Annotated in this window: 18 protein-coding genes; 11 read left to right on the forward strand and 7 right to left on the reverse strand. The window is 57.0% G+C overall.

The features are described from left to right. Positions 1-25: 25 nt before the first annotated feature. From ACJSDX_RS07100 to ACJSDX_RS07110, 3 genes are all read right to left on the reverse strand, one after another. Positions 26-1,174, reverse strand: coding sequence for an acyl-CoA dehydrogenase family protein (locus tag ACJSDX_RS07100; protein ID WP_407994109.1), 1,149 nt, complete (start codon positions 1,172-1,174; stop codon positions 26-28). Between the two features lie 16 nt (positions 1,175-1,190). Next, positions 1,191-1,748, reverse strand: a complete 558-nt coding sequence (locus ACJSDX_RS07105; RefSeq protein WP_407994110.1) for an OsmC family protein — start codon at positions 1,746-1,748, stop codon at positions 1,191-1,193. A gap of 200 nt (positions 1,749-1,948) precedes the next feature. Continuing rightward, on the reverse strand, positions 1,949-3,547 hold the full coding sequence (locus tag ACJSDX_RS07110) for a sigma-54 interaction domain-containing protein (protein ID WP_407994111.1): 1,599 nt from the start codon (positions 3,545-3,547) through the stop codon (positions 1,949-1,951). A gap of 280 nt (positions 3,548-3,827) precedes the next feature. Here ACJSDX_RS07110 and ACJSDX_RS07115 point away from each other — a divergent pair, with 280 nt between their 5' ends. The 3 genes from ACJSDX_RS07115 to ACJSDX_RS07125 are packed head-to-tail and all read left to right on the forward strand — an operon-like array spanning position 3,828 to position 5,548. Further along, positions 3,828-4,130 carry a hypothetical protein gene (locus ACJSDX_RS07115; RefSeq protein WP_407994112.1) on the forward strand — a complete coding sequence of 101 codons (303 nt, stop codon included), beginning with the start codon at positions 3,828-3,830 and terminating at the stop codon, positions 4,128-4,130. Continuing rightward, positions 4,127-4,576: a copper chaperone PCu(A)C gene (locus tag ACJSDX_RS07120; protein WP_407994113.1), complete on the forward strand. Its 450-nt coding sequence runs from the start codon at positions 4,127-4,129 to the stop codon at positions 4,574-4,576. Before ACJSDX_RS07115 ends, ACJSDX_RS07120 begins: the two co-directional genes overlap by 4 nt. A 33-nt stretch (positions 4,577-4,609) precedes the next feature. After that, on the forward strand, positions 4,610-5,548 hold the full coding sequence (locus tag ACJSDX_RS07125) for a YihY/virulence factor BrkB family protein (RefSeq protein WP_407994114.1): 939 nt from the start codon (positions 4,610-4,612) through the stop codon (positions 5,546-5,548). Positions 5,549-5,572: 24 nt separating this feature from the next. Here the strand turns inward: ACJSDX_RS07125 and ACJSDX_RS07130 are convergent, their stop codons facing one another. From ACJSDX_RS07130 to ACJSDX_RS07145, 4 genes are all read right to left on the reverse strand, one after another. Then, entirely contained in the window at positions 5,573-6,394 is an 822-nt protein-coding gene (locus ACJSDX_RS07130) for a class I SAM-dependent methyltransferase (RefSeq protein ID WP_407994115.1), read from the reverse strand. A gap of 90 nt (positions 6,395-6,484) precedes the next feature. Next, on the reverse strand, positions 6,485-7,222 hold the full coding sequence (locus ACJSDX_RS07135; protein ID WP_407994116.1) for a hypothetical protein: 738 nt from the start codon (positions 7,220-7,222) through the stop codon (positions 6,485-6,487). Between the two features lie 88 nt (positions 7,223-7,310). Next, positions 7,311-8,828: an alkaline phosphatase gene (locus tag ACJSDX_RS07140; RefSeq protein ID WP_407994117.1), complete on the reverse strand. Its 1,518-nt coding sequence runs from the start codon at positions 8,826-8,828 to the stop codon at positions 7,311-7,313. 20 nt (positions 8,829-8,848) lie between these two features. Next, positions 8,849-9,619 carry a PEP-CTERM sorting domain-containing protein gene (locus ACJSDX_RS07145; protein ID WP_407994118.1) on the reverse strand — a complete coding sequence of 257 codons (771 nt, stop codon included), beginning with the start codon at positions 9,617-9,619 and terminating at the stop codon, positions 8,849-8,851. A gap of 264 nt (positions 9,620-9,883) precedes the next feature. On the opposite strand from ACJSDX_RS07145, the gene ylqF reads away from it, so the two are divergent. The 8 genes from ylqF to ACJSDX_RS07185 all read left to right on the forward strand — a co-directional run bounded on the left by ylqF (position 9,884) and on the right by ACJSDX_RS07185 (position 22,075). Continuing rightward, positions 9,884-10,807 carry a ribosome biogenesis GTPase YlqF gene (gene ylqF, locus ACJSDX_RS07150; RefSeq protein ID WP_407994119.1) on the forward strand — a complete coding sequence of 308 codons (924 nt, stop codon included), beginning with the start codon at positions 9,884-9,886 and terminating at the stop codon, positions 10,805-10,807. Positions 10,808-11,088: 281 nt separating this feature from the next. After that, entirely contained in the window at positions 11,089-12,132 is a 1,044-nt protein-coding gene (locus ACJSDX_RS07155) for a PEP-CTERM sorting domain-containing protein (protein ID WP_407994120.1), read from the forward strand. A 340-nt stretch (positions 12,133-12,472) separates the two neighbouring features. Further along, on the forward strand, positions 12,473-13,171 hold the full coding sequence (locus tag ACJSDX_RS07160) for a PEP-CTERM sorting domain-containing protein (protein ID WP_407994121.1): 699 nt from the start codon (positions 12,473-12,475) through the stop codon (positions 13,169-13,171). 175 nt (positions 13,172-13,346) lie between these two features. Continuing rightward, the gene (locus tag ACJSDX_RS07165; RefSeq protein ID WP_407994122.1) at positions 13,347-15,353 is read left to right on the forward strand and encodes a UvrD-helicase domain-containing protein; all 2,007 of its coding nucleotides are present in this window, start codon (positions 13,347-13,349) and stop codon (positions 15,351-15,353) included. A 151-nt stretch (positions 15,354-15,504) separates the two neighbouring features. Beyond that, positions 15,505-16,656 carry an MFS transporter gene (locus tag ACJSDX_RS07170; protein ID WP_407994123.1) on the forward strand — a complete coding sequence of 384 codons (1,152 nt, stop codon included), beginning with the start codon at positions 15,505-15,507 and terminating at the stop codon, positions 16,654-16,656. A gap of 51 nt (positions 16,657-16,707) precedes the next feature. Next, complete coding sequence (locus ACJSDX_RS07175) at positions 16,708-18,813, forward strand: AsmA family protein (protein ID WP_407994124.1); 2,106 nt, start codon at positions 16,708-16,710, stop codon at positions 18,811-18,813. 80 nt (positions 18,814-18,893) lie between these two features. After that, positions 18,894-20,792: an ATP-binding cassette domain-containing protein gene (locus ACJSDX_RS07180; protein ID WP_407994125.1), complete on the forward strand. Its 1,899-nt coding sequence runs from the start codon at positions 18,894-18,896 to the stop codon at positions 20,790-20,792. Between the two features lie 98 nt (positions 20,793-20,890). Beyond that, the gene (locus ACJSDX_RS07185; protein ID WP_407994126.1) at positions 20,891-22,075 is read left to right on the forward strand and encodes a GGDEF domain-containing protein; all 1,185 of its coding nucleotides are present in this window, start codon (positions 20,891-20,893) and stop codon (positions 22,073-22,075) included. The last annotated feature ends 82 nt before the right edge of the window (positions 22,076-22,157 follow it).

A 22,157-nucleotide genomic window follows, 5' to 3' on the forward strand; every position in this document is an offset into this window, starting at 1 on the left:
TCATCCTGCAGAGGCGTCCTCGCTGTCATGATGGCTGCTCCGACTTGCTAAGACGCGCCATTTCACGACGCAGATGCTTGAGTGCCGGTGTCACAATTGCTACAAAGTGCGACTCCCTCACCTTGCGCTGCACTGGCGAAGACATCAGATAACCTCTGGCACCCGTGTGCAGTACAGCAGACTGCGCAGCGCGTAAAGCAAGCTCAGAAGCATGCGCCCGCACATCCAGCACATCCAGAAGATACTGCTTGTCTGTTTCATACGGTGTTTCCGCAAGCTTCAATGTCCTGACTTTCAAGGCATCCAACTCTGCCTGCAAGGCAGCTGGCCGGTCTTCCAGAAACTGGTTTACATGCCCCAATTGCTGCTCTACGTTCCACATCTCCTGAATAGCGCTTTGCGCCACACCCCATCCCATGCCGCATTGCAGCAAAATGAAAGAAGCGCGGACTTTGTTGAGGAATGCCGGCACATCCTCGGCAATCACCTCACTGTCGCTGATGAATGCATCCTTAAACCTTAGCGCCCATGTGCCTGTACCTTCCATTCCAGCAAACGAAGGACAGTCTTTCAACTCAACTCCCTGTCCATTGCAATATCCCCTGAACATCACTTCGCGCTGACCATCGGCAGAGTCTATCGTGGCCACTGCCCCAAAGTAGTGTTCTGGGCCAAGGTTGCTGACCCATGGCAAGGTGCCATTCACCAGATAACCGCCCTCGACCCTATGGGCCTTCAGCAACATTTTCTCGATGCCTGCCATAGCCTTCATGGGGTTGCTCAATGCAGTGCCGCCCAGGGTCTTGCCTTCAAGGTGCTGCTGCAAAGCCACGCCACTTAATGCTGAATTGTGAGAGTGATCCATATAGAGGCCGCATGCTACATGGCACCACATCATGAATCCTGTTGCTGCACAAACCTCGGATACTTCGGCTATGGCACGCATGGTCGCCTGAAGGTTGACCGAACCGATTTCCCGATCACGACAATCATAAGCGCCGACTTCGCCCAATTGACGGAGTACTGCTTCAGGATAAGTCCCGATACGGTCAATATCCTCCACCAGCTCAATCAGGGAAGTTCGGGCAATCTTATGCACAGCCTGAAGCATAGCTTCATGCGCAGCGGCCACAGAAGCATCCAGTTTCAAGTCAGAGTCGACTAATGCAGACATGGATCACTCCCTCTGACTAAGCGAGTGAAATATCGAACGGAATTGGGTTACGCATGGTGTTAGCCACGGGCGAGAAGAAATTGGCATGCTTGACAATCTCTTCCAGAACTTCACGTGGCGCATCACCTTCAACATCCACCTTGACGCGAATTTGCTGGAAGCCCATCTCATGCGGTTGTTTTTCCGCACCACCGGCACCCCACGCTGCCGGATTACCTATATCGCCTTCCAGATAGATTTCCAGCTTACTGAGCTTGACGTTACGATATGTGGCAACGGCAGTAATCCCGACACAAAGGCAGCCACCCAGACCGGACAATACGATCTCGCCTGGTGCCGGTGCAGTATCCTGACCGAACAAATGCAAAGGCTCATCCACCACCACAGCCTTATGATCGCCGACATAACTCAAGGTGCGGAATTTGCCATCCACAACCGTATGGACCTTGTTAGTACCACGGGCTGCAGGATTGTTACGCCCTTTTTCGGCAAATTGCAGCAAACCTTCACGATCAATTGGTCGCAAGAACTTGGTGAAAGTAGTCTCTTGCTCTTGAATTGTGTTTGTACTCATTGAGTATGACTCCGATGATTAAAGAAATGACATTTCCGTAATCGCAAGAGCTATGCCAACATACTAAAATCTCAAAGAGAAAATTTCACAATATCATGATTTATAAGTATAAATTAAGAAATAAATAAACAAACTTCAGGATAAAAAATCAAGAAAAATGTGGACAATGTGTTAACAATAATTGACACATTGTTAACAATTTAACCGTTCATGATTTTTTGCCAGCGATACCGGAACTGCCGCAGGGTGAGTCCCAATGATTGGGCTGCGCGCGATTGGTTATTCCCGGCGCGTTGCATGGCTTGCACCAGGCTATCTGCATCGTGGGATTCAGCCTTCAGATATTCGCGTATCAACGGTTGCTCGCGAACGATTGCCGGGGAAACAGGCTTATGGCGCGGCTTTCTCGTCTTACTGCCAAGCAGGCGGATCACATCCTTTACTCCCACAGTCTGCTGGTCTGCAAGCAATACAATACGCTCGATCGCATTGCCCAACTCCCGGATATTGCCAGGCCACTCCATCTGTTCCAGGTGATTGAGCGCTTCGGGAGAAAGATAGACATTACGCTCATTTGCCTGGTTTGCACGATTCAGAAAATGCAAGGCCAATGCCCGTATATCCCCCTGCCGCTCCTCAAGCGAAGGAAGCTGAATAGGCACCACATTCAGCCGATAGAACAAATCCTCGCGAAAATTGCCGTCGTCGACCTCCTGTTGCAAATCCCGATTGGTTGCGGCAACGACACGTACATTCAGGCTAATTTCCTTTTTCCCACCGAGACGGATTATCGTGCCTTCCTGTAGTGTCCTGAGTAGCTTGGTCTGCATCAGCAACGGCATTTCTCCGATTTCATCAAGAAATATCGTGCCGTTATTTGCCTGTTCGAACCAGCCAACCCGTGGTGCATTAGCACCGGTAAAGGCGCCGCGCTCATGCCCAAAAAGCTCGGACTCGAACAAGGACTCAGGAATAGCGGCGCAATTGACCTTCACAAATGGCGACCCCCGCCTTGGACTTGCCATATGCAATGCCCGGGCAAACAGCTCCTTGCCACTGCCCGACTCCCCCAGCAATAGGACAATAGCTGTTGAATTAGAAACCCTTTCCAGATCGGAAATAGCCTTTAGCAAAGCTGGCGACTGCCCCACTATGCCATAGCGGGCAGTGGACGATTCCAGCGCATTGGTCAGCATTTCATTCTGCACTTCCAGCGACCGGGTCTTTTCTTCTACCAGCCCCTGAAGTTGCAATAATTGGCCCGTCAGCGTAGCCAATATCTTCAGTACCGAGACATCATCACTGATCAGACGGTTGCGGCGACGAATGCGATGGACGGCCAGCACGCCTTCGACTCGCTTGTTCACCTCAATGGGAACGGCAATGAACGCCACTGTTTCCTGTGGTAGGTCAGCCCTGTTTACAGCACGACCTAAAAAGCGAGGGTCGGCATCAATATTCTGTACGATGATCGCCTGCCCTGTTGCTAGCACCGCCCCTGTAATGCCCTCACCGGCCTTATAGCGACCACGGCCGATCTCATGCCTTGTCAGGCCATAGGCATAGGCAATCTTCGCAACATATCCATCTTCGTCGGGATGCGCCTGCTTCAACACCACCCTGCCCCGATTCAGCCCCAGCAGTTCCGAAGCTAGATGCAGCATTTCCCTAAACACAATATCGGACGACAGGCTTTGTCCCACCAGGCGCATGACTTCGCCCAGCAACAGCCGTTCCTGATCGTTCCATGATGGTTCGCTGGTAATAGTTTCCTGTTTTTGATTGCTGTCTTGATCCATCGAAACTCCCACTGATGCTAACGGTAGCTTACCAGACCGTACATCTTCATATTCCAAGTTTTAAACACATCCGATCTTCACATTTTGACCCGTTCTCTGTGAGGCATACACGATGACATACAAATAAACACACTCCTCGAAGACTTGGCTCAAGGTCATCTGAAAACGGTTGAAGCCCGGCCAGAGACGTTCGCAATTGTCATGACCTTTCTCATAGACTGGTCAAGCACGGCAAGACAGTTTCGAAGAAATCGACAAAGTCACATGTTAAGATAGCTGCATGGAACTTAGTCAATTGAAGCTGGTAGGCGGGCTGAGCGCTTTCTTCCTGCTGTTTGGATTCGGCTGCTGGTTATTGCTGCAGACCGCGACCATGGGCGACGGTCCTGCAGATGCGGATTTCTTTGGCGAACTCTGTATTGTTACCCCTGCTTCCGGCACCAAGCCCCTCACGCCATGCATTGCGTGCGTGGCGCTTTCGCACCAGCTCGTCTCGCAGACATTGACGCTTGGGCCAACCGCATTCGCCCTGCCCGGCATCAGCGCCTACGCTGAGCCGCTTACCATAGGAGAACAACCATGAAAAGCATCTGCATAAGCCTGTTATTGCTGTGCAGCCTGCAGGCGCAAGCCGGGGTCACCGTCGTCGAGCCATGGGTGCGCACCACCGCGCCCGGGCAAAAAGTGGCGGCAGGCTATGTGCGCATCGTCTCGGACAAGGACGTCGCCCTGGTCTCGGCGAACTCAAGCTTTGCCGACAAGGTCGAAGTGCATGAGATGCAGATGGATGACGGCATCATGAGAATGCGCCCGCTCAAGCAACTGGAACTCAAGGCGAACACGCCGGTGGAATTGAAGCCCGGCGGCTTGCACTTGATGCTGGTCGGGATCAAGAATGCAGTCAAGGCAGGCGACGCCATTCCGCTTACCCTGGTGTTTGAAGACAAGAAAGCCGCGCGTGAGAGCGTAGACGTCGTGTTCAACGGTCGCGCCGTCGCCCATCAGGGCATGGAACATCACGCCCATTAATCCGCCTGCCGCCGTCATAAACAGGAGAACGCTTTGGTTGCAAAAATAATACAAGGCCTCAGCCAGCAAGCCCTGCACCGGCTCAAATGCCTGCGCCAGCTGTTGATCCAGTCGGTGCTGTCCTGGTTTTCCCACCGCGCCACCAGCAAGGGAGCCGCGCTGGCCTTCTACACCATGTTCTCGCTCACGCCCATCCTGGTGCTGGTGATTGCGATTGCCGGGTACTTCCTCGGCGAGCGTGCCGCGCATGGCGAAATCGTGGCGCAGATGTCCGACCTCGTGGGCGAAAGCGGCGCGCAGGTGATCCAGAACATGCTGGCGAAGTCGAGCAACCCCAAGTCCGGCATCATTGCGACGCTAATTGCCTCCTCCTTGCTGTTTGTGGGTGCGACGACGGTGTTCGCCGAACTGAAGGCCAGCCTCGATGAAGTCTGGGAAACCACCAAGGAAAAAGCCCAGGGAGGCAGGCAGGCGATCGGCAACCTGGTCAAGACCCGGCTGCTCTCCTTCAGCATCATCTTATCGCTCGCTTTCCTGCTGCTGACCTCGTTGCTGGTGAATGCCGGCCTGGCGCTCGTGGAACAGTTTTTCGCGGAATTCGTCGGCCGCTTCATCACTGCGATCGGCATATTCAAGCATATTTCCGCCTTGGTGAGCTTCGGCGTGATCACCTCGATGTTCGCCGTCATCTTCAAGATGCTGCCGGACGTCAAACTGCCGTGGTCCGATGTCTGGGTCGGCGCCGCGTTCACCGCCATCCTGTTCAGCCTGGGCAAATACCTGATCGGGATATACCTGGGCAACAGCGCTGTCGCATCAAGCTTTGGCGCGGCAGGCTCCTTGATCGCCCTGCTGCTCTGGGTGTACTACTCCGCGCAGATTTTCTTCTTCGGCGCCGAAATCACGCGGCAATATGCGCTCACGTTCGGCAGCCTGCGCGACATTCCGGCGGACAGGATTCCCCGCAAGTAAACCAACGGGCGGAAGTATCAAGCATCAATAGACAAAGCGGTGATGCAGGTCCTGGAGGTTAAGCTGCTCGAGGATCTGCTCGAGCCTGGATTGGGCATTGCGCCGCGGGCTGTTTTTATAGCGGGCGATGATGAGCTCGTTCTTCATCGAATGCTCCCAACCCACCAGCTCCGTCACCGTCACCTGGTAGCCATGAGCCTCCAGCTGCAGGCAGCGCAGCACGTTGGTGATCTGGCTGCCGAATTCGCGCGTGTGAATCGGGTGGCGCCAGATCTCGGATAACGGCGTCTTGCCGAACGAATCGCTCTTGTGGCGCCGCAGCACTTCCGCCACCTCGGCCTGGCAGCAAGGCACCAGCACCATGAATTGGGCTTTTTTCTCCAAGCCGAAACGGATCGCGTCGTCGGTCGCCGTGTTGCAGGCATGCAATGCGGTGACGATATCCACCTGCTCGGGCAAGGCAGGCGAAGTAATCGCCTCTTCCACGCTCAAGTGCAGGAAATCCATGCGCTCGAAACCCAGCTTTTCCGCGAGCGACTTGGATTTTTCCACCAGTTCGCTGCGGGTTTCTATCCCGGCAATGCGCCCTGCCGCCTGCTGCTTGACGAACAGGTCATAGAGGATGAACCCCAGATACGACTTGCCCGCCCCATGGTCGACCACGATGGGGTTGGCATTGTTTTCCATCACCTCGAGCAGCAGCGGCTCGATGAAGTGGTAGAGGTGGTATACCTGCTTGAGCTTGCGCCGCGTATCCTGGTTGAGCTTGCCTTCCCGCGTGAGGATGTGCAGCTCCTTGAGGAGTTCGACGGATTGCTGGGGCTTGATTTCTGGGATGAGCGTCATGCCGCTATTTTAGCATCGCCCTTCCAACCTATTCACCAGCGCACCATGCTAAATAAACAAATGCGCTGGCAAGCAGGATTCACGCATGCTTCAGTGCTGGTGTTGATGGTCGTGGGGCTCGTCATGATCATGGCGATGCACATGCACCCCAGGCGCACCCTTGGCTGCCGACAGCCACGCCACGGCTTGCTTGTCATGCTCCATGTCGCCGATATCGACAAAATCCACATGCTGGTATGCCTGCAGCACCTGGTTAGTGGTTCTTTCCACCGGCAGCTTGCCCTGATAGCGCTCCACCAGCTTCACGGTCACGTGATGCTTGGGGTAGCGGTATTCCACCTGCAATGGGATCTGCAATGCAGGAATCCAGGTGATCTCGGTGTCTACGCCGTTCAGTTTGCCTTGGTAAATCTCGGTCGCCATCTTTTCATAGGGCTGGCCCGGCTTCTTCTGCAGGCTGGCAAGCTCGCTGGCCTTCACCAATTGCGCCAATGCCTGCCATTTATCTTCACTGGCGCCAATGCCCAGCAAACGCAGATCGATGGAGGTGTAGTCGATCGCGCGTTTTTCATCATGCATCAGGTAGACGTAATCCAGGGTGCCGTCTTGCCACTGCCAAAGGTCGCTGTGCTTGGCGTTGAAATCGCGCAATTCGACCTGGTTGGCCCCGCGCAGCATGAGCCACTCGCGCTTGACCGGCTTTTGGCAGGGCACCGCGCATTGCGATGTCTCGAAACGGGCATCCAGGCTGGGCAATGCCTCGGCGGCGGCCAGGTTGGGCAACAGGGCGAGCAACAATGCCCCGGCATATCTCATGTTGTTTTGCATGTTCATACTCTCACAAACTCAAAAGCAAAATGGATGGGATGGCTTGCGCCATCCCAACCGCCTCAATCACACAACATCAAGCGCTGCATTAGAAGCCGAAAGCATCCTTCATGACGTGGAATATGTAGTGCTGCTCTTGCACGCCCTGGAACAGGTGGGCCTTGGGACCGCCTGCGAAGATTTCCACTTCTTCAGCCGCATGGGTCTCGGAATCGAGAGGCACGGTCACTTCCTGGTGGAAGTCAGGGTCGCTGGTGTCGACGTTGGTCATGTCCTCGATACGGCCGCTACGTGCAGGGAAGCCATAGACATCCTCGCCTGGGACGTTGGGGTAGTAACCCTTGCCGTTGGCGTATGAAATCGTGGTGTATGGATTGCCGTCAGTCGCCTTGGTCAACTGGCCGTCCACCGTCACCTTGCCGAGGATAGGATTGCCGCGCTCAGGGTAGCCGCCAATCGTCATGGTGTGGCTGTGGTCGGCAGTCACGATCACCAGGGTGTCGTTGAGGTCCACTTTTTCCAGCGCCTTCTTCACTGCGTCAGACAAGGCGATGGTGTCAGTCAACGCACGGTAGGCATTGTTGGCGTGGTGGCCATGGTCGATACGGCCGGCTTCCACCATCAGGAAGAAACCCTTGGGGTTCTTCTGCAGGATGTCGATCGCCTTGCCGGTCATGTCGGCCAGGGACGGCTCCTTGCCTGTGTCGTTCGGGCGGTCATGCTCGTATTGCATGTGGGAGCGCTCGAACAAGCCCAGCAGGCGGGTGGTGTTGGCAGGGTTGATGGCATCGAATTGCGCCTGGTTCCAGACGAACTTGCCGCCGAACTTGTTCACGTATTCCTGCGCCAGGTTGCGGCCGTCGCGGCGGTCGCCCTTGCGGCCCGCATTTTCAGGATCATCGACAGTGTTAGGCAGGAAGCGGCTGCGGCCGCCGCCCAATACCACTTCAATACCGTCGCCAATCGCGCCGGCGCCGAAGTTATCGATCAACTGTGAAGCGATGTCCTTTACGTCCGCATCAGCAGGCACGTTGTTGTCGGACTCCCAATCGCGGGTGGAAGTATGGGCATAGGTCGCTGCAGGGGTAGCGTGCGTGATGCGGGCGGTGGAAACCACGCCGGTGGCACGGCCGTTCTGCTCAGCCAGTTCCAGGATGGTCGCGAGCTTGGCAGCCTGCACCTTGCTGTTGTCCTTGTCGCCGTTCAATACGCGTTGGTCGACAGAAATGACGCCGTCATTCGTCTTCACGCCGGTCACCATGGCAGTCATGGTAGGTGCGGAGTCGGAAGTCTGCTGGTTGGCGGAGTAAGTCTTGGACAAAGCCAGGTAAGGCAGCTTCTCGAATGCCAGCTTGTTGCGCTCGCCGTCACGGCCTTGCAATTGGCCTTCGAGGATGCGGGCGGCTGTCACGGTGGATACGCCCATACCGTCGCCCACGAACAGGATCACGTTCTTGGCCTTGCGGTTGTTGGGGTAAAGCTTCTTGGCGGCTGCCAAGGCCTCCTGGCCATCCTGGTACCAAGTGTTGGCGTCTTCCGCCATGGCTTGGCCACACAGGGCCATCATGACCGCCAAGGCGGAAACCTTCATTGTTGCCTTTTTCATTTTATGCACTCCCATTGTGGTTAAACTGTTTTACGGCGGCGCAATGCCAGGCCAAGCACGCCCAGGCCGGCCAGCAGCATGGCGTAGGTATCGGCTTCAGGCACAGGCGTGACGTTCAGGCTGATGTTGTCCAGGCCGACCTGCAAGGCGCCCTGGTTACTCACTGCGGCAAAGCGCAGGGTGTAATCCCCGCCTGCTGCGAGTACGTCGCTGATGTCAAAGCTGTAATCTACATAGTTGTTCACGTTGTCATCGCCATCGAAACGGCGGCCGTTTGCTCCACCGAGATAATAAGTGCCGATGATGTCAGTAGCATGAATGGAGAACGGATCGGCATCGGCGCGCAGGATATCGACGCGGACGTGCTGGTTGGCCTCGTAGCTGCCGCCGGTAGTGGCATCCAGGCCAGCCTGGTTGATGTAGACGATGCCGTTGTCGCTCTGGTCGTTCACGAACATCTGGAAAGACAATACGGCGGAAGTGACGGCGCTGATGGAAAAGTTCTGGTACAGCACCTGGCTGCTGGCGTAGGAAGAATCCAGGAAGCCGTAGAACTGGCCGCTGGCGGCGCCGACGGTCTTGTAGCCGCTGGCGTAGGACTCGGTAGCATCTGTCGCAAGAACGGAGCCGGCAATGCCTTGCTCGGCCACTTGCCAGCCTTGCGGGTTGTAGCTTTCGGCAGCGTCGGCTTCAAAGCCGCCGTTGACGATGACTTCCTGCGCGAAGGCAGGCACGGCAAACAGCATGGAACCGGCCAGGGCCAGCGCTACGCCATGTTTTTGTAACTTCATGGTGATTCCCCTTTAAAAGAGTGAGAGTAGAAAACGGTTCGGGAGCCATACTAGGAAGCGCTTGTGTTAGATATATGGATGCAAAATAGTCCTAATGGACTAGTCCATGGCATGCGTAGCCCTTCATTTCTGCAACAAAGATGCAAAACGGGGCCGGAATAGCAGCCGGGATGCTAAAATGACAGCCATGACAGGCTTGGCCGCAAGCAGCACACAAAAAGCCCGATCTTTTTTCATCAACGCATTCACATAGAGCAGCTCATCATGGCAATTCAATGGTTCCCGGGACACATGACTTCCGCGCGCAAGAAGGCGGAAGAAACCATGGAGTTCACCGATGTGGTGATCGAAGTGCTGGATGCGCGCGTGCCGGAAGCCAGCCATAACCCCATGATTGAAGACCTGCGCCTTTTCCGGCAGCGTCCCAGCCTGAAAATCCTCAACAAGGCCGACCTGGCCGACCCTGCCGTGACCCAGGCATGGCTCAATCATTTCAACCGACAGGAAGGCGTCAAGGCCGCAGCGCTTTCGTGCAAGAAGCCTGGCGATGCGAAAAAAATCCCCGGCCTCTGCCGCAGCCTCGCGCCGCATAGAGGCACCAACCTCAAGCCTTTGCGCATGATGATCATGGGCATTCCCAACGTAGGCAAATCCACGCTCATGAATGCCCTGCTCAACCGCCGCATCGCCAAGGTAGGCGACGAGCCCGCCGTGACCAAGAGCCAGCAACGCTTCGACCTGAATGACCAGATGAGCATCACCGACACCCCCGGCATGATGTGGCCCAAGATCAAATACGAGAGCGATGGCTACATGCTCGCCGCCAGCCATGCCATCGGCCGCAATGCCGTGATTGATGAAGACGTGGCGGAGTTTCTTGCCAGCATCCTCCTGGAACGCTACCCCGCCCTGCTGCAAGCCCGCTACAAAACGGATGTGAGCAACATGGATGCCATCGACCTGCTGGAAGCCGTCGGCAAACGCCGCGGCTACCTGCTCAAGGGCGGAGAGCTGGATATGGAGAAGACCGCCATGGCTTTTCTGGTGGATTACCGCTCCGGCACACTGGGCCGCATCAGCCTGGAAACCCCGGAATCGCGCACGGAAATGATCGCGGAAGCATTAGCTGCCGTCGAGGTGGAAGATCAGGAGCAGGATAATCAAGATACAGCAGCAGGTCAGCGTTAAAAAAACCTTATAAAATCAAAAAATACTCGTGGCTTTTAAAACGCTCGGGCTCCAGCCTTGAGCTGCAATTTATCCCTTTTTATCAACAATATCCTGCCCCCATATCATTAGTCCCAATGGACTATTGCAACGAGATGAGTCTTCCCCAGAATATCGGGAAAGCTATTATTCCAAAACAATAATTCCATCTTTACCAATAATCGGAAATACATAAATAGCGAGAGTATCAGATTGATTGCTTCAATCTTTATACCAACCATTCATCATTGGGGAGCTTTAGCATGAAAAATAAAACATTCATCCGCGGCATGCTTGCCGCAGCACTCTTTGCTGCAATGCCCGCATTTGCATTTCAATATACCGTCACGCTGGTGGACATTCCTGCAACCACCGTTCAACCTTACGCCATCAACGACCTGGGGCAAGTGACCGGCTCAATAACGGCGGCTGGTTTCGCGCGCGCCTTCTCATGGGAAAACGGCACCGGCACCCTGATTGACGGTAACAGCAGCAGTGCCTATGGCATCAACAATTCAGGCCAGGCGGTAGGCCGCGGCTCGGCAACCTCCAGCTTCAACGCCGCGCTGTGGGATGCAGGCAGCACCACCGCCCTGGGCACCCTCGGCGGCATCAGTATCGCCTACGGCGTCAACGACCAGAGGCAGGTCGTCGGCTATTCACAGGCTGTGCCGGGCGCAGGCGCCCGTGCCACATTATGGGGAAACGGCACACTGACCAACCTGGGATCCCTGAGCCAGAACAGCCAGGCCTTCGCCATCAACAACAATGGCGATATCGTCGGCTATTCCTATCAGGTCGGCAGCAGCATTCCCACCTTGTGGAGCAATGGCAGCATCACCAATCTGGGCACGTTGGGAGGCAACAGTGGGCAGGCCCGTGATATCAATGACCACGGCCAGATCGTCGGAAGTTCCGCCATCATTGGCAACCAACAAACCCACGCCACCCTGTGGGACAATGGCAACATCATCGATCTTGGCACGCTCAGCGGCAGCAGCGAGGCTTTCGGCATCAACAACCTCGGCCAAATCGTGGGCACATCCAACGGTTTCGCCACCCTCTGGCAAGATGGCGAAATCTTCAACCTCAACGACCTGATCGACCCGGCGCTGGGCTGGACCCTGCGCGAAGCGCGCGACATCAACGCCTCGGGCCAGATCGTGGGCTGGGGCGCTCTGGCTGGCAGCGGCAATACGTTCGGCTTCATCCTCACGCCCGTGCCGGAGCCAAGCGCCTATGCCATGCTCGCGCTGGGGCTCGGCCTGGTTGGCTGGTCGGTTCGCAGGCAACAGAAACGGGCATAGCCAAAACGTTCCACCGTAAGTCCAGCCCCGCCATATGTCGTTGGCGGGGCTTTTTACATTCCGTCGGCATTGTTTTGCCAAGAATGCGGCCGCTCCTGCAACAACACACCGTCATCAGAAATTTTCATAGCAAATATTTACTGATATTTATCATAGCATTATCAGTAAAACCTTCCACCGTACCTGAAATGATTAGTCCAAACGTATCAGCCACAACAGACTATTGAGCGATCCCTATTGCAGAGCTAGCATGCAAGTGCTGTCAATCGATAACACAAACAACTAGTTAAATTCATATTCATTACGCTAAGAGGGGATCCAAATGAGCATTTCCAAGATAATGGCAACAACCGCGGCAAGCGCACTATTGGCCGCTTCCTTCAGTGCTGCCGCCACCGATACGGTTTACGGCACGGAATTCGGCACTGGTTCCAGCTACACCACTGATATTCTCGATACCAGCGTAACCTTCTATGCCAAGACAGGCACAAGCAAGAAGAATCTGAAAGACGCCGTGTTCAGTTACAAGCCCGCGCAAGACGGCTATCAAGGCGTCGGCGTATCCCCGAAAAAGGGCAGCGATACCACCGTGGGTGAAATCGACAAGAACGAGTGGATTATCGCCAAGTTCGACGACGCGCAGGTCATCAGCAACATCACCCTGGGTCTGCTGTTCAACGGCCCGGAATACGGCGACAACAAGGAACAGGCCTCCATCACCGTCACCTATTTCGACAATTCCACTAGCACTTTCAAACTGGTTGCCACAGGCAATGCCACAGCGTCTTGGACCGGCCTCGGCTCCGTGACGAACCTGAGCCCGGCAATTCAGGACCTGGGCGGCGTATGGAGCCTGGACAACCCTTTCGGTGACCTTGCCGTCAAATCCTTCTCGCTGACCTCGCTCAAGGATAAGTCCGATTTCACGCTTTACAGCGTGACTGCCGTACCCGAACCCGAGTCCTATGCCATGTTGGCGCTGGGTCTCGGCCTGGTCGGATTTGCCGCGCGCCGCCGCAGCCACAAGCTTTACGCCTGATCGCGACACATCGCTTTCACAGCCCCGCCCGATATGGCGGGGCTTTTTTTATGCCTGCCATTACCTGTATTGGCTAGCTTCAAAACACAGCTCAAGATAAAATCAGGGCCGATGTTGTTACATGCTTGTAGCAGCTTTTCCCAAGATTCATCTATAGAGCCGCAGGCAGATCAACATGCTGAATTCCATGAACCCGCAGCAGCGCGAAGCTGTGAAATACCTAGACGGCCCCCTGCTGGTGCTGGCCGGCGCCGGCAGCGGCAAGACCCGCGTCATTACGCAAAAAATCACCTACTTGATCGAGCAATGCGGCTATTCCCCCAAGGAAATCGCCGCGATCACCTTTACCAACAAAGCCGCGCGCGAAATGCAGGAGCGCGTGGGCCACTTGTTGCAAGGCAGCAATACCAAAGGGCTCACCATCGCCACGTTTCACTCGCTCGGCTTGCAAATGCTGCGCCAGGAAGCCGAGCTGCTGGGCTACAAGCCGCAATTCTCCATCCTCGACTCGTCCGACAGTTTCAAGATCCTCTCCGATGCGCTTGCCACCACGGACAAGCAGCTGCTGCGCAAGACGCAATGGCAGATTTCCAGCTGGAAGAACGCCTTCATCAACCCGGACCAGGCCGCCGCGACCGCAGACGAAGAACTCAGCCATGCCGCAGCCAAGGTCTACCAGGTTTACCAGCAGACATTGAAAGCCTACCAGGCGGTGGATTTCGACGACCTGATCAAGCTGCCGGTGGAATTGTTCGAGCAGCACCCGGATGCATTGCGCAAATGGCAGCACAAGCTGAAATACCTGTTGATCGACGAATACCAGGACACCAATGCCTGCCAGTACAAGCTGGTGAAGATGCTCACCGGCGTGGAGGGCCGCTTCACCGCCGTGGGCGATGACGACCAGGCGATTTACGGCTGGCGCGGCGCCGACGTGGAAAACCTGCGCCAGCTCACCGAGGATTTCAGCCGGCTCAAGGTCATCAAGCTGGAGCAGAACTACCGCTCCACCGTGCGCATCCTGCGCGCCGCCAACCAGGTGATTGCCAATAATCCCAAGCTGTTCGAGAAAAAGCTCTGGAGCGAACTCGGTACGGGCGACCTGATCCAGGTCAGCGCCGCCAAGGATGAGGATCACGAGGCGGAGTCCGTGGTGATGAAGCTGCTCGCGCACAAGTTCGAGCACCGCACCAAGTTCCTCGATTACGCCATCCTCTACCGCGGCAACCACCAGGCGCGCATTTTCGAGCAGCAGCTGCGCCAGCACAAGATTCCCTACACCATTTCGGGCGGGCAATCCTTCTTCGACAAGGCGGAAATCAAGGACCTCGTCAGCTATCTGCGGCTGATTGCCAACGAAGATGACGATCCCGCGTTCATCCGCGCCGCGACCACGCCGAAGAAAGGCATAGGCAACACCACGCTGGAACGCCTGGGCGAATATGCCAGCGCGCATAAGATGTCGTTGTTCGAGGCCGCGTTCGAGGGGGACTTCCAGCGCACCATGGCCAACCGGCAATTGGAAGACTTGCTGACCTTCTGCCAATTCATCAACCGTATCCAGGAACGCGCCGAGAAAGACCCTGCAGGCGAGGTATTGAACGACCTGCTCAACGCCATCAACTACGAGGCCTTCCTCTACGATACGGAAGAGCCCCGCAGTGCGGAAAACAAATGGAAGAGCGTGCTCGACTTCGTTGCTTGGCTCACGCGCAAAGGAGACGAGGACGAAAAGAACCTGCTGGCGCTGACGCAGATGATCTCGCTCATGAGCATGCTGGAAGGCCGGGAGGATGCCGAGCCGGATGCCGTCAAGCTTTCCACCCTGCATGCCTCCAAAGGGCTGGAATACGGGCATGTGTTCTTGGTCGGCTGCGAGGAAGGCATCCTGCCGCACCGCGAGAGCGTGGACCAGGGCAAGATCGAGGAAGAGCGGCGCCTGATGTATGTCGGCATCACGCGCGCGCAGAAATCACTCCATATTTCCTGGTGCCGCAAGCGCAAGCGCGCCGGGGAACATGAATCCTGCGAGCCCAGCCGCTTCATCGCCGAGCTGCCGGAAGACGACGTGCGCCATTCCGGCCAACCGCAGAGCGATCCGGCCGCCAACAAGGAGAATGCGCGCCAGCGCATGGCGCAAATCCGCGCCATGCTAGGTGGCGGAACAGGCGGTAGTTCCTGATATTGACCGGGTCATAAATTCATATCCAGTACATCGCCGCATGGTAAAGTAGCGCCCTTAGATGACCCCTCCTTTCGTGCGCTCCGCTCATTCGGAAGCACAGGATTTTCTTTTCAAGCTTTAATTTCTCTACACATTGACTAAGGCAAGTATGGGCAGTTGGATGATTGCGCTGGCCGCGGGTGCGTTCTGCATCGGCATGACCGAATTTCTTCCCATGGGATTGTTGCCCGACATTGCACACGGGCTGGACGTATCCATCCCGGCTACCGGCAACCTGGTCACCGTGTATGCCCTTGGCGTGGTGGTCGGCGGGCCCTTGATGGTGGCGCTCACGATCAACCGCCCGCGCAAGGCCACGCTGCTGGGCTTGATGGCGATTTTCACGTTCGGCAACATGCTGTGCGCCCTGGCGCCGAACTACCTCACTCTAGCCGCTGCCCGTATCTTCACCGCATTGAGCCATGGCTCGTTTTTCGGCATCGCCGCCGTGGTCGCGCTCTATCTGGCTCCTCCCGGCCAAGGCAACCGCGCCCTGGCACTGATGTTCACCGGCCTCACCATGGCGAACGTGCTCGGCGTGCCGCTCGGCACCCTGCTCGGCCAGGAAACCAGCTGGCGCGTCCCATTCTGGACGGTGTCGGCCTGTGGCGCGGTTGCCATATATGCCATCTGGCGCTTCATTCCCGACCTCGGCGCCATGCCCAGGCCCGATATCCGCCGCGAGATGCATGCCGTATTCCAGCCTAACGTACTGCTCGCCATGGCGATCACCGCCATCGGCTTCGCCGGGGTATTCACCATCTTCACCTATATCACGCCGATACTGGAAGACATGTCCGGGCTCTCGCCCCACCACGTCAGCTTCATGCTGATCGCCATGGGAATCGCGGCCACCATCGGGCTCAATATCGGCGGAAAAATGGCGGATTGGAAACTATTGCCGACAATTACCCTCTCACTAACAGGCATGGCCTTACTGGGTATCGTATTCGCCTGGAGCATGCAGTTCACGCTTGCAGCCATCGCGACAGCGTTCATCTGGGGCATGGTGAGCTTTGCCGTCGGGCCTGGCCTGCAGACCAACGCCATGGCGCAGGCCGGCGACTCGCCATTGATGGCATCTACCGTCAACCAGAGCGCATTCAACCTGGGCAATGCGGGCGGCGCCTTTCTCGGCGGTGCGGTGATCCACTTCGGCTTCGGACTGCCTGCCGTCGCTTTGGCAAGTGCGGCCGTCGCCGTATGCGGGGCGTTACTGACGTTGTACAGCATGCAGCACTACGGAAAAAAGAACCTATAACCATCAGCTCCTGCAAACTTTGCCTGAGCTGAACAAAAGCAAAGGTGAACAATGGCGCAACAGTTTGCCGGGCAACCTGCCCGCGGCTTGATCAAATTCGGCAAAGCCTTGCTCTGGCTGCTCCTGGGTCTGGTCCTGGCTTTGGTCATTTGCGAAATCCAAGGCTGGACGTTCTTGCGCGAGCCCGCGCAATCCTTCCTCAGCAAGCAGCTGGAACGCGACATCAAACTGGACAAGCCTTTCCGGCTGCACCTGTGGGCAGGAGTCCAGCTCGACCTCGGCCACCTGTATATTTCCGCCCCGGAAAAATTCAATGTCCCGCATCTGGTGGATGCCGGCAACATCAGCGTCAAGTTGCGCTATAGCGACCTCTGGCACTACAAAAAGCACGGTGAATTGCGCATCCGTGAAATCAAGGTAGATGACATCGACGCCCAACTCGTCCGCCATGCCGATGGCAGCGCTACGTGGGAATTTCCCACAGATGAGAGCAAGCCTGCCACTCCCTTCCCTGTCATTGAAACGCTGATCGTGAAGAGCGGCAGCAGCCATATCGACGACGCAATCAGCAGCACCGCGCTGGAAGCAAAATTCAAGACCGAGGAAGGCGCCAGTCAGGAAGACCTGCGCTCCGAAGTCAGTGTCGATGGACAGTTCCAACGCAGGCCGCTGAAGGCATTCCTGGAAACGCCTGGGTTCCTCCCCATCGCCACGCAAGACCAAGATTCTCCGCCGATCAAATCCAAGGGTTGGCTCGAATACGGCAAGCTCAGGGTGGATTTTGACGGTCAGGTAGCCGACCTCTTCGGCCGGCAGGACATCGAGGGCAACGCCGTAGTCACCGGCCCATCACTTTCAGTGCTGGGCGAGCTGGTCGGCAGCGTTTTCCCGACTACCGATCCGTTCCGTCTTAGCGCCAGCCTGAGCAAGCATAGCGATGTATGGGAAGTCAATGTGGATTCCGCGAAGATCGGCAGGAGCAGCCTTGCCGCAGTGTTCAAGTACGATCCGCGCAGCAAAACCACCGGCATTCCGGTATTGAGCGGCCGTATCGACGGCAGCCGCTTCTACCTGGCCGACCTGGCGCCCGCGTTCGGCACCTTGCAGGCGGACGGCAGCAAGCCGCAGCCGGTCGAAGGCCGCGCCATTCCCAACCGGCCGCTGGACCTGCCTTCGCTCAACCGCATGGATGCCGACATCACCATCAAACTGGACTACATGGAGCTCGGCAGCGTTTTCGCCCTGCCGATTTCCCCGTTCAAGGCCCAACTTAGCCTGGACAAGGGCAAGTTCATGGTCGGGGACATCCTCGCGCAGACTGCGGACGGCACCCTGACGGGCAGCTTCTCGGTCGACGCCCAGGAAAGTAAAGAAACCGATAAGGAAAAATATCCGCCTCGATGGCAGATCAAGCTGGGCTGGAAGGACATTGATCTCGGCAAATGGTTGCAGGTGTCCAAGGCTCGGCAGGAAGAGGCTAAGAAGCAAGGCAAGCCCGTGCCGCCCGCTTACATCACCGGCACCCTCAACGGACGCACCGACCTCAGCGGCAAGGGCTCGACTACTGCCGAACTGCTGGGCTCTCTCAACGGCAAGACCACTTTGTTCGTCGAGCAAGGGGAAATATCGCGGCTGGTGATGGAGCTGCTGGGCTTAGATATCGCGCAAAGCGTGAGCGCCTGGCTGGGTGGAGACCAATCGCAGCGGCTGCAATGCGCAGTCATGGACCTCAAGGCGTCCAATGGCGTGGTGCGCCCGGAAGTCGCGCTCATCGACACGCCGGTCACGCTGGTGCTGATCGACGGCAATATCGACCTCGGCCAGGAGAAGCTGGATTTGCTGCTCGCGGCAAAACCCAAGAATTTCTCGCCATTGACGGTACGTTCGCCGATCAGGGTGCAGGGCAGCTTCGTCGAGCCCAAGGTACGCCCTGAAGCCGTGCCGATCGCCGCGCGCCTGCTCGGCAGCGTGGCGCTCGCCTTCGTCAATCCGCTAGCTGCCATCCTGCCTTACCTGGATACAGGCTCCAAGAGCAACGCCTACAATTGCAGCCAGGCGCTCAACACCTACTCATCGCAAAAACCGGCCAAGGCACCTGCAGACGACAAGACCCCACCGCCACAGCAAGCACCTGTGCCTGCCGTTCCCGGACATTGAACGCAAAGCCCGTTTAGCAGCCGCCTCTAGGCCCAAACGGGCCATATAGCAGCCTCGGTCCTACTGATACAATACGCCCCATGCCTTATATCTCCCTAGATCAAGCCAGCCTGGCTTATGGACATTATCCCTTGCTCGACCATGCCGATTTCCAGCTCGACGCCGGAGAAAGGGTCGGCCTGATTGGCCGCAACGGCGCCGGGAAATCCAGCCTGCTCAAGGTCATCGCCGGCGAAAGCAAGCTGGATGACGGCGCCTTCTGGCGCGCGCCCAAGTCCCGCATCGTCTATGTGCCGCAAGAACCGTCCCTGTCGCCCGGACATACCATTTTCGAGGCTGTGGCCGAAGGCCTAGGCGGCTTGCGCCAGGCCTTGGTGGAATACCATCAAGTTTCGCAGCAGATGGCGGAGCCCGGGGCCGACATTGACGGCCTGATCGCGCGCATGCAAGTCCTGCAACACGACCTCGAGGCGCAAGGGGGCTGGCAATCCCAAGCACGCGTCGAGGCCGTATTGAGCCGGCTGCAGCTTGAACCTGAGACGAAGATTGCCACGCTCTCAGGCGGCTGGCGCAAGCGGGTCGCCCTCGCCCGCGCCCTCGTGGCGGAGCCGGAAGTGTTGCTGCTCGACGAGCCCACCAACCACCTGGACTTTGCCGCCATCGAATGGCTGGAGAACCTGCTGCTGGACTTCAAGGGTAGCCTGCTGTTCATCACGCACGACCGCCGCTTTCTCGACCGGCTTGCCACGCGCATCGTCGAGCTGGACCGTGGGCGCCTGACGGATTTCCACGGCAATTACAGCCAATATCAGGTGAAGAAGGAAGAACTGCTGGCAGTGGAAGCGACGCATGCCGCGAAGTTCGATAAATTCCTCGCGCAGGAAGAAGTCTGGATACGCCAAGGCATCAAGGCGCGGCGCACCCGTAACGAGGGCCGGGTGCGCAGGCTGGAGGCCCTGCGCCTTGAACGGGCCGCCCGTCGCGAGCGCCAGGGCAACGTCAAGCTCACGCTGGATAGCGGTGAGCGCTCCGGCAAGCTGGTCGCGGAGCTTGACCGTATCTCGCTGGCATACGATCAAAAACTCCTGATCCAGAATTTCAGCACCCGCATCATGCGCGGCGACCGCATCGGGCTGGTCGGCCCCAATGGCGCAGGCAAGTCCACCCTGCTCAAGCTGATTCTCGGTGAACTCGAGCCTGACAGCGGCAGCATCCAGCGCGGCACCAACCTCAATGTGGCGTATTTCGACCAGATGCGCGAGCAGCTGGATGAAGAGGCCACCCTGGCCGACACCATCAGCCCCGGCTCCGAATTCGTGCAGATCGGCAATGAGCGCAAGCATGTCATCAGCTACCTGGAAGACTTCCTGTTCCCGCCACAGCGCTCGAGGTCGCCGGTGAAGTCGCTTTCCGGCGGCGAGCGCAACCGCTTGCTGCTGGCCCGCTTGTTTGCCCGCCCGGCCAATGTGTTGGTGCTGGACGAACCCACCAACGACCTGGACATCGAAACGCTGGAACTGCTCGAAAGCCTGCTGCAGGAGTTCGAGGGCACCTTGTTCCTGGTCAGCCACGACCGCGCCTTCCTGGAAAATACCGTCACCCAGATCATCGCCTTCGAAGGCGATGGCGTATTGAGCGAATTCGGCGGAGGCTACGATGACTGGTCCCGCCACACGCAGGCACGGGCAGCTGAGAAAACAGCAGCAAAAACCCCGGCCGAAAAGCCCCGGCAAGAAGCTCCTGCAAAGAAACCCACAGCCAAACTCAGTTTCAAGGAAAACCGTGAGCTGGAAAGCCTGCCCGCCAAGATTGAAGCGCTTGAGGCAGAGCAAACCTCAATCAATACGGCGCTTGCGAACCCGGACATCTACCGGGAAAACGCTGAACAAGCGCGCGCACTGCAGCAGAGGTTGAACGAGATCGGCACGGAAATTGACCAGGCCATGTTGCGCTGGGAAGAACTGGAAAGCAGAAATTAGCGTAGAGTGAGCAGAGGTTGCGTGGGCGCTATATCGCTCATGCCTCCCTTGCAATACTTATGACTCATTGCACTGTGAATACCTGAGGGAACAATAGCTTGGATTCTTTTTGGAATTCATATACCGCCAACATCGCCTATTCGATCAGCCAGCTGTGCATCGCGATCATCATGGGCGGGATGTATTTCCTCGCGCCCACGGAGCGCTGTACGCGCTATTGGGCGCTCTCCGGCCTGATCAGCGTATTCGGCTCCACGCTCACCGCCTTCAGCATTTCAAAGTTCGGGCATCTGCCCCTCATTACCGGCTCCACCCTGATGATCGCGGCCATGACGGCCAAATGGTGGGGCACCCAGGCTTTCTTCGGCAAGCGGCCGGCTTATGTCGGCTGGTATTTGGTACTGGGCTTTTTCATTGGCTACAGCCTGATCGTCCTGCTGCAGCTGGCCGTCGGCATCCGCACCCTGTTCTTGTCGCTCATGCTGGCGCTGCTGACGTTCCTCAATGTGGTCGAGGTCGTCCTGGCCAGGGGGGTCAGGCTATCGTTCGCCAACAGCCTGGTCATCATCGCCTATACATTGGCGGCGGCAGACTTCATCCTGCGCGGCATCCTCGCCATCAGCGGCGGCATCGACCTCACGCCGCAAAGCCATGACCCCATCAACGTATTCGGGCTTTACCTGATCCCGATGTGGTGCAACCTGCTGGGGTCCCTCGGCTTGCTGCTGATGTATTTTGAATCCATCATCCACGAAAAAGAACACCTGGCGACACACGACGAGCTTACCAAGATTTACAACCGGCGGGCATTGGTCAACCTCGGGCGGCGCGAGATCGACTTGGCGCACCGTTATCAGCGCCCGATCAGCATCTTCATGCTGGACCTGGATCACTTCAAGCTGATCAACGATACCTATGGCCACGATGCGGGAGACAAGGTATTGAGAAGCGTGGCCCTGACCTTGAGCAACACCTGCCGCAATACCGATATCATCGGCCGCTATGGCGGCGAGGAGCTATGCATCATTTGCCCGCACACGACCAAGGATGAAGCCACTGCCTTGGGCGAGCGCCTGCTGGAAGCCATGCGCAACCTGCACCATCAACACTGCGATAATCGCCAGGTCACCTGTAGCCTGGGCCTGTATACCTGGAACCCGAACACTGACCTGGCTGCAAGCTGGGAAGCTATGCTGCACCATGCCGATACCGCCTTATATGCCGCCAAGGCCGCAGGCCGGAATTGCATGCTGCAATACAGCATCGAAGCCGACAATCAATAAAATTTACTTATCATATAAATTTAAACAATCAATTTTATTTAATCAACCAAATCCCCTAAACTGCAATCTCACTATTTCAACC

The organism is Methylobacillus draconifructus (assembly GCF_045984355.1).
Taxonomy (GTDB): Bacteria; Pseudomonadota; Gammaproteobacteria; order Burkholderiales; family Methylophilaceae; genus Methylobacillus; species Methylobacillus flagellatus_A.

Coding starts and splice junctions, on each gene's coding strand:
- ACJSDX_RS07100 (WP_407994109.1), bottom strand. CDS start 1,174: ATGTCTGCATTAGTCGACTCTGACTTGAAACTGGATGCTTCTGTGGCC.
- ACJSDX_RS07105 (WP_407994110.1), bottom strand. CDS start 1,748: ATGAGTACAAACACAATTCAAGAGCAAGAGACTACTTTCACCAAGTTC.
- ACJSDX_RS07110 (WP_407994111.1), bottom strand. CDS start 3,547: ATGGATCAAGACAGCAATCAAAAACAGGAAACTATTACCAGCGAACCA.
- ACJSDX_RS07115 (WP_407994112.1), top strand. CDS start 3,828: ATGGAACTTAGTCAATTGAAGCTGGTAGGCGGGCTGAGCGCTTTCTTC.
- ACJSDX_RS07120 (WP_407994113.1), top strand. CDS start 4,127: ATGAAAAGCATCTGCATAAGCCTGTTATTGCTGTGCAGCCTGCAGGCG.
- ACJSDX_RS07130 (WP_407994115.1), bottom strand. CDS start 6,394: ATGACGCTCATCCCAGAAATCAAGCCCCAGCAATCCGTCGAACTCCTC.
- ACJSDX_RS07135 (WP_407994116.1), bottom strand. CDS start 7,222: ATGCAAAACAACATGAGATATGCCGGGGCATTGTTGCTCGCCCTGTTG.
- ACJSDX_RS07140 (WP_407994117.1), bottom strand. CDS start 8,828: ATGAAAAAGGCAACAATGAAGGTTTCCGCCTTGGCGGTCATGATGGCC.
- ACJSDX_RS07145 (WP_407994118.1), bottom strand. CDS start 9,619: ATGAAGTTACAAAAACATGGCGTAGCGCTGGCCCTGGCCGGTTCCATG.
- ylqF (WP_407994119.1), top strand. CDS start 9,884: ATGGCAATTCAATGGTTCCCGGGACACATGACTTCCGCGCGCAAGAAG.
- ACJSDX_RS07155 (WP_407994120.1), top strand. CDS start 11,089: ATGAAAAATAAAACATTCATCCGCGGCATGCTTGCCGCAGCACTCTTT.
- ACJSDX_RS07160 (WP_407994121.1), top strand. CDS start 12,473: ATGGCAACAACCGCGGCAAGCGCACTATTGGCCGCTTCCTTCAGTGCT.
- ACJSDX_RS07165 (WP_407994122.1), top strand. CDS start 13,347: ATGCTGAATTCCATGAACCCGCAGCAGCGCGAAGCTGTGAAATACCTA.
- ACJSDX_RS07170 (WP_407994123.1), top strand. CDS start 15,505: ATGGGCAGTTGGATGATTGCGCTGGCCGCGGGTGCGTTCTGCATCGGC.
- ACJSDX_RS07175 (WP_407994124.1), top strand. CDS start 16,708: ATGGCGCAACAGTTTGCCGGGCAACCTGCCCGCGGCTTGATCAAATTC.
- ACJSDX_RS07180 (WP_407994125.1), top strand. CDS start 18,894: ATGCCTTATATCTCCCTAGATCAAGCCAGCCTGGCTTATGGACATTAT.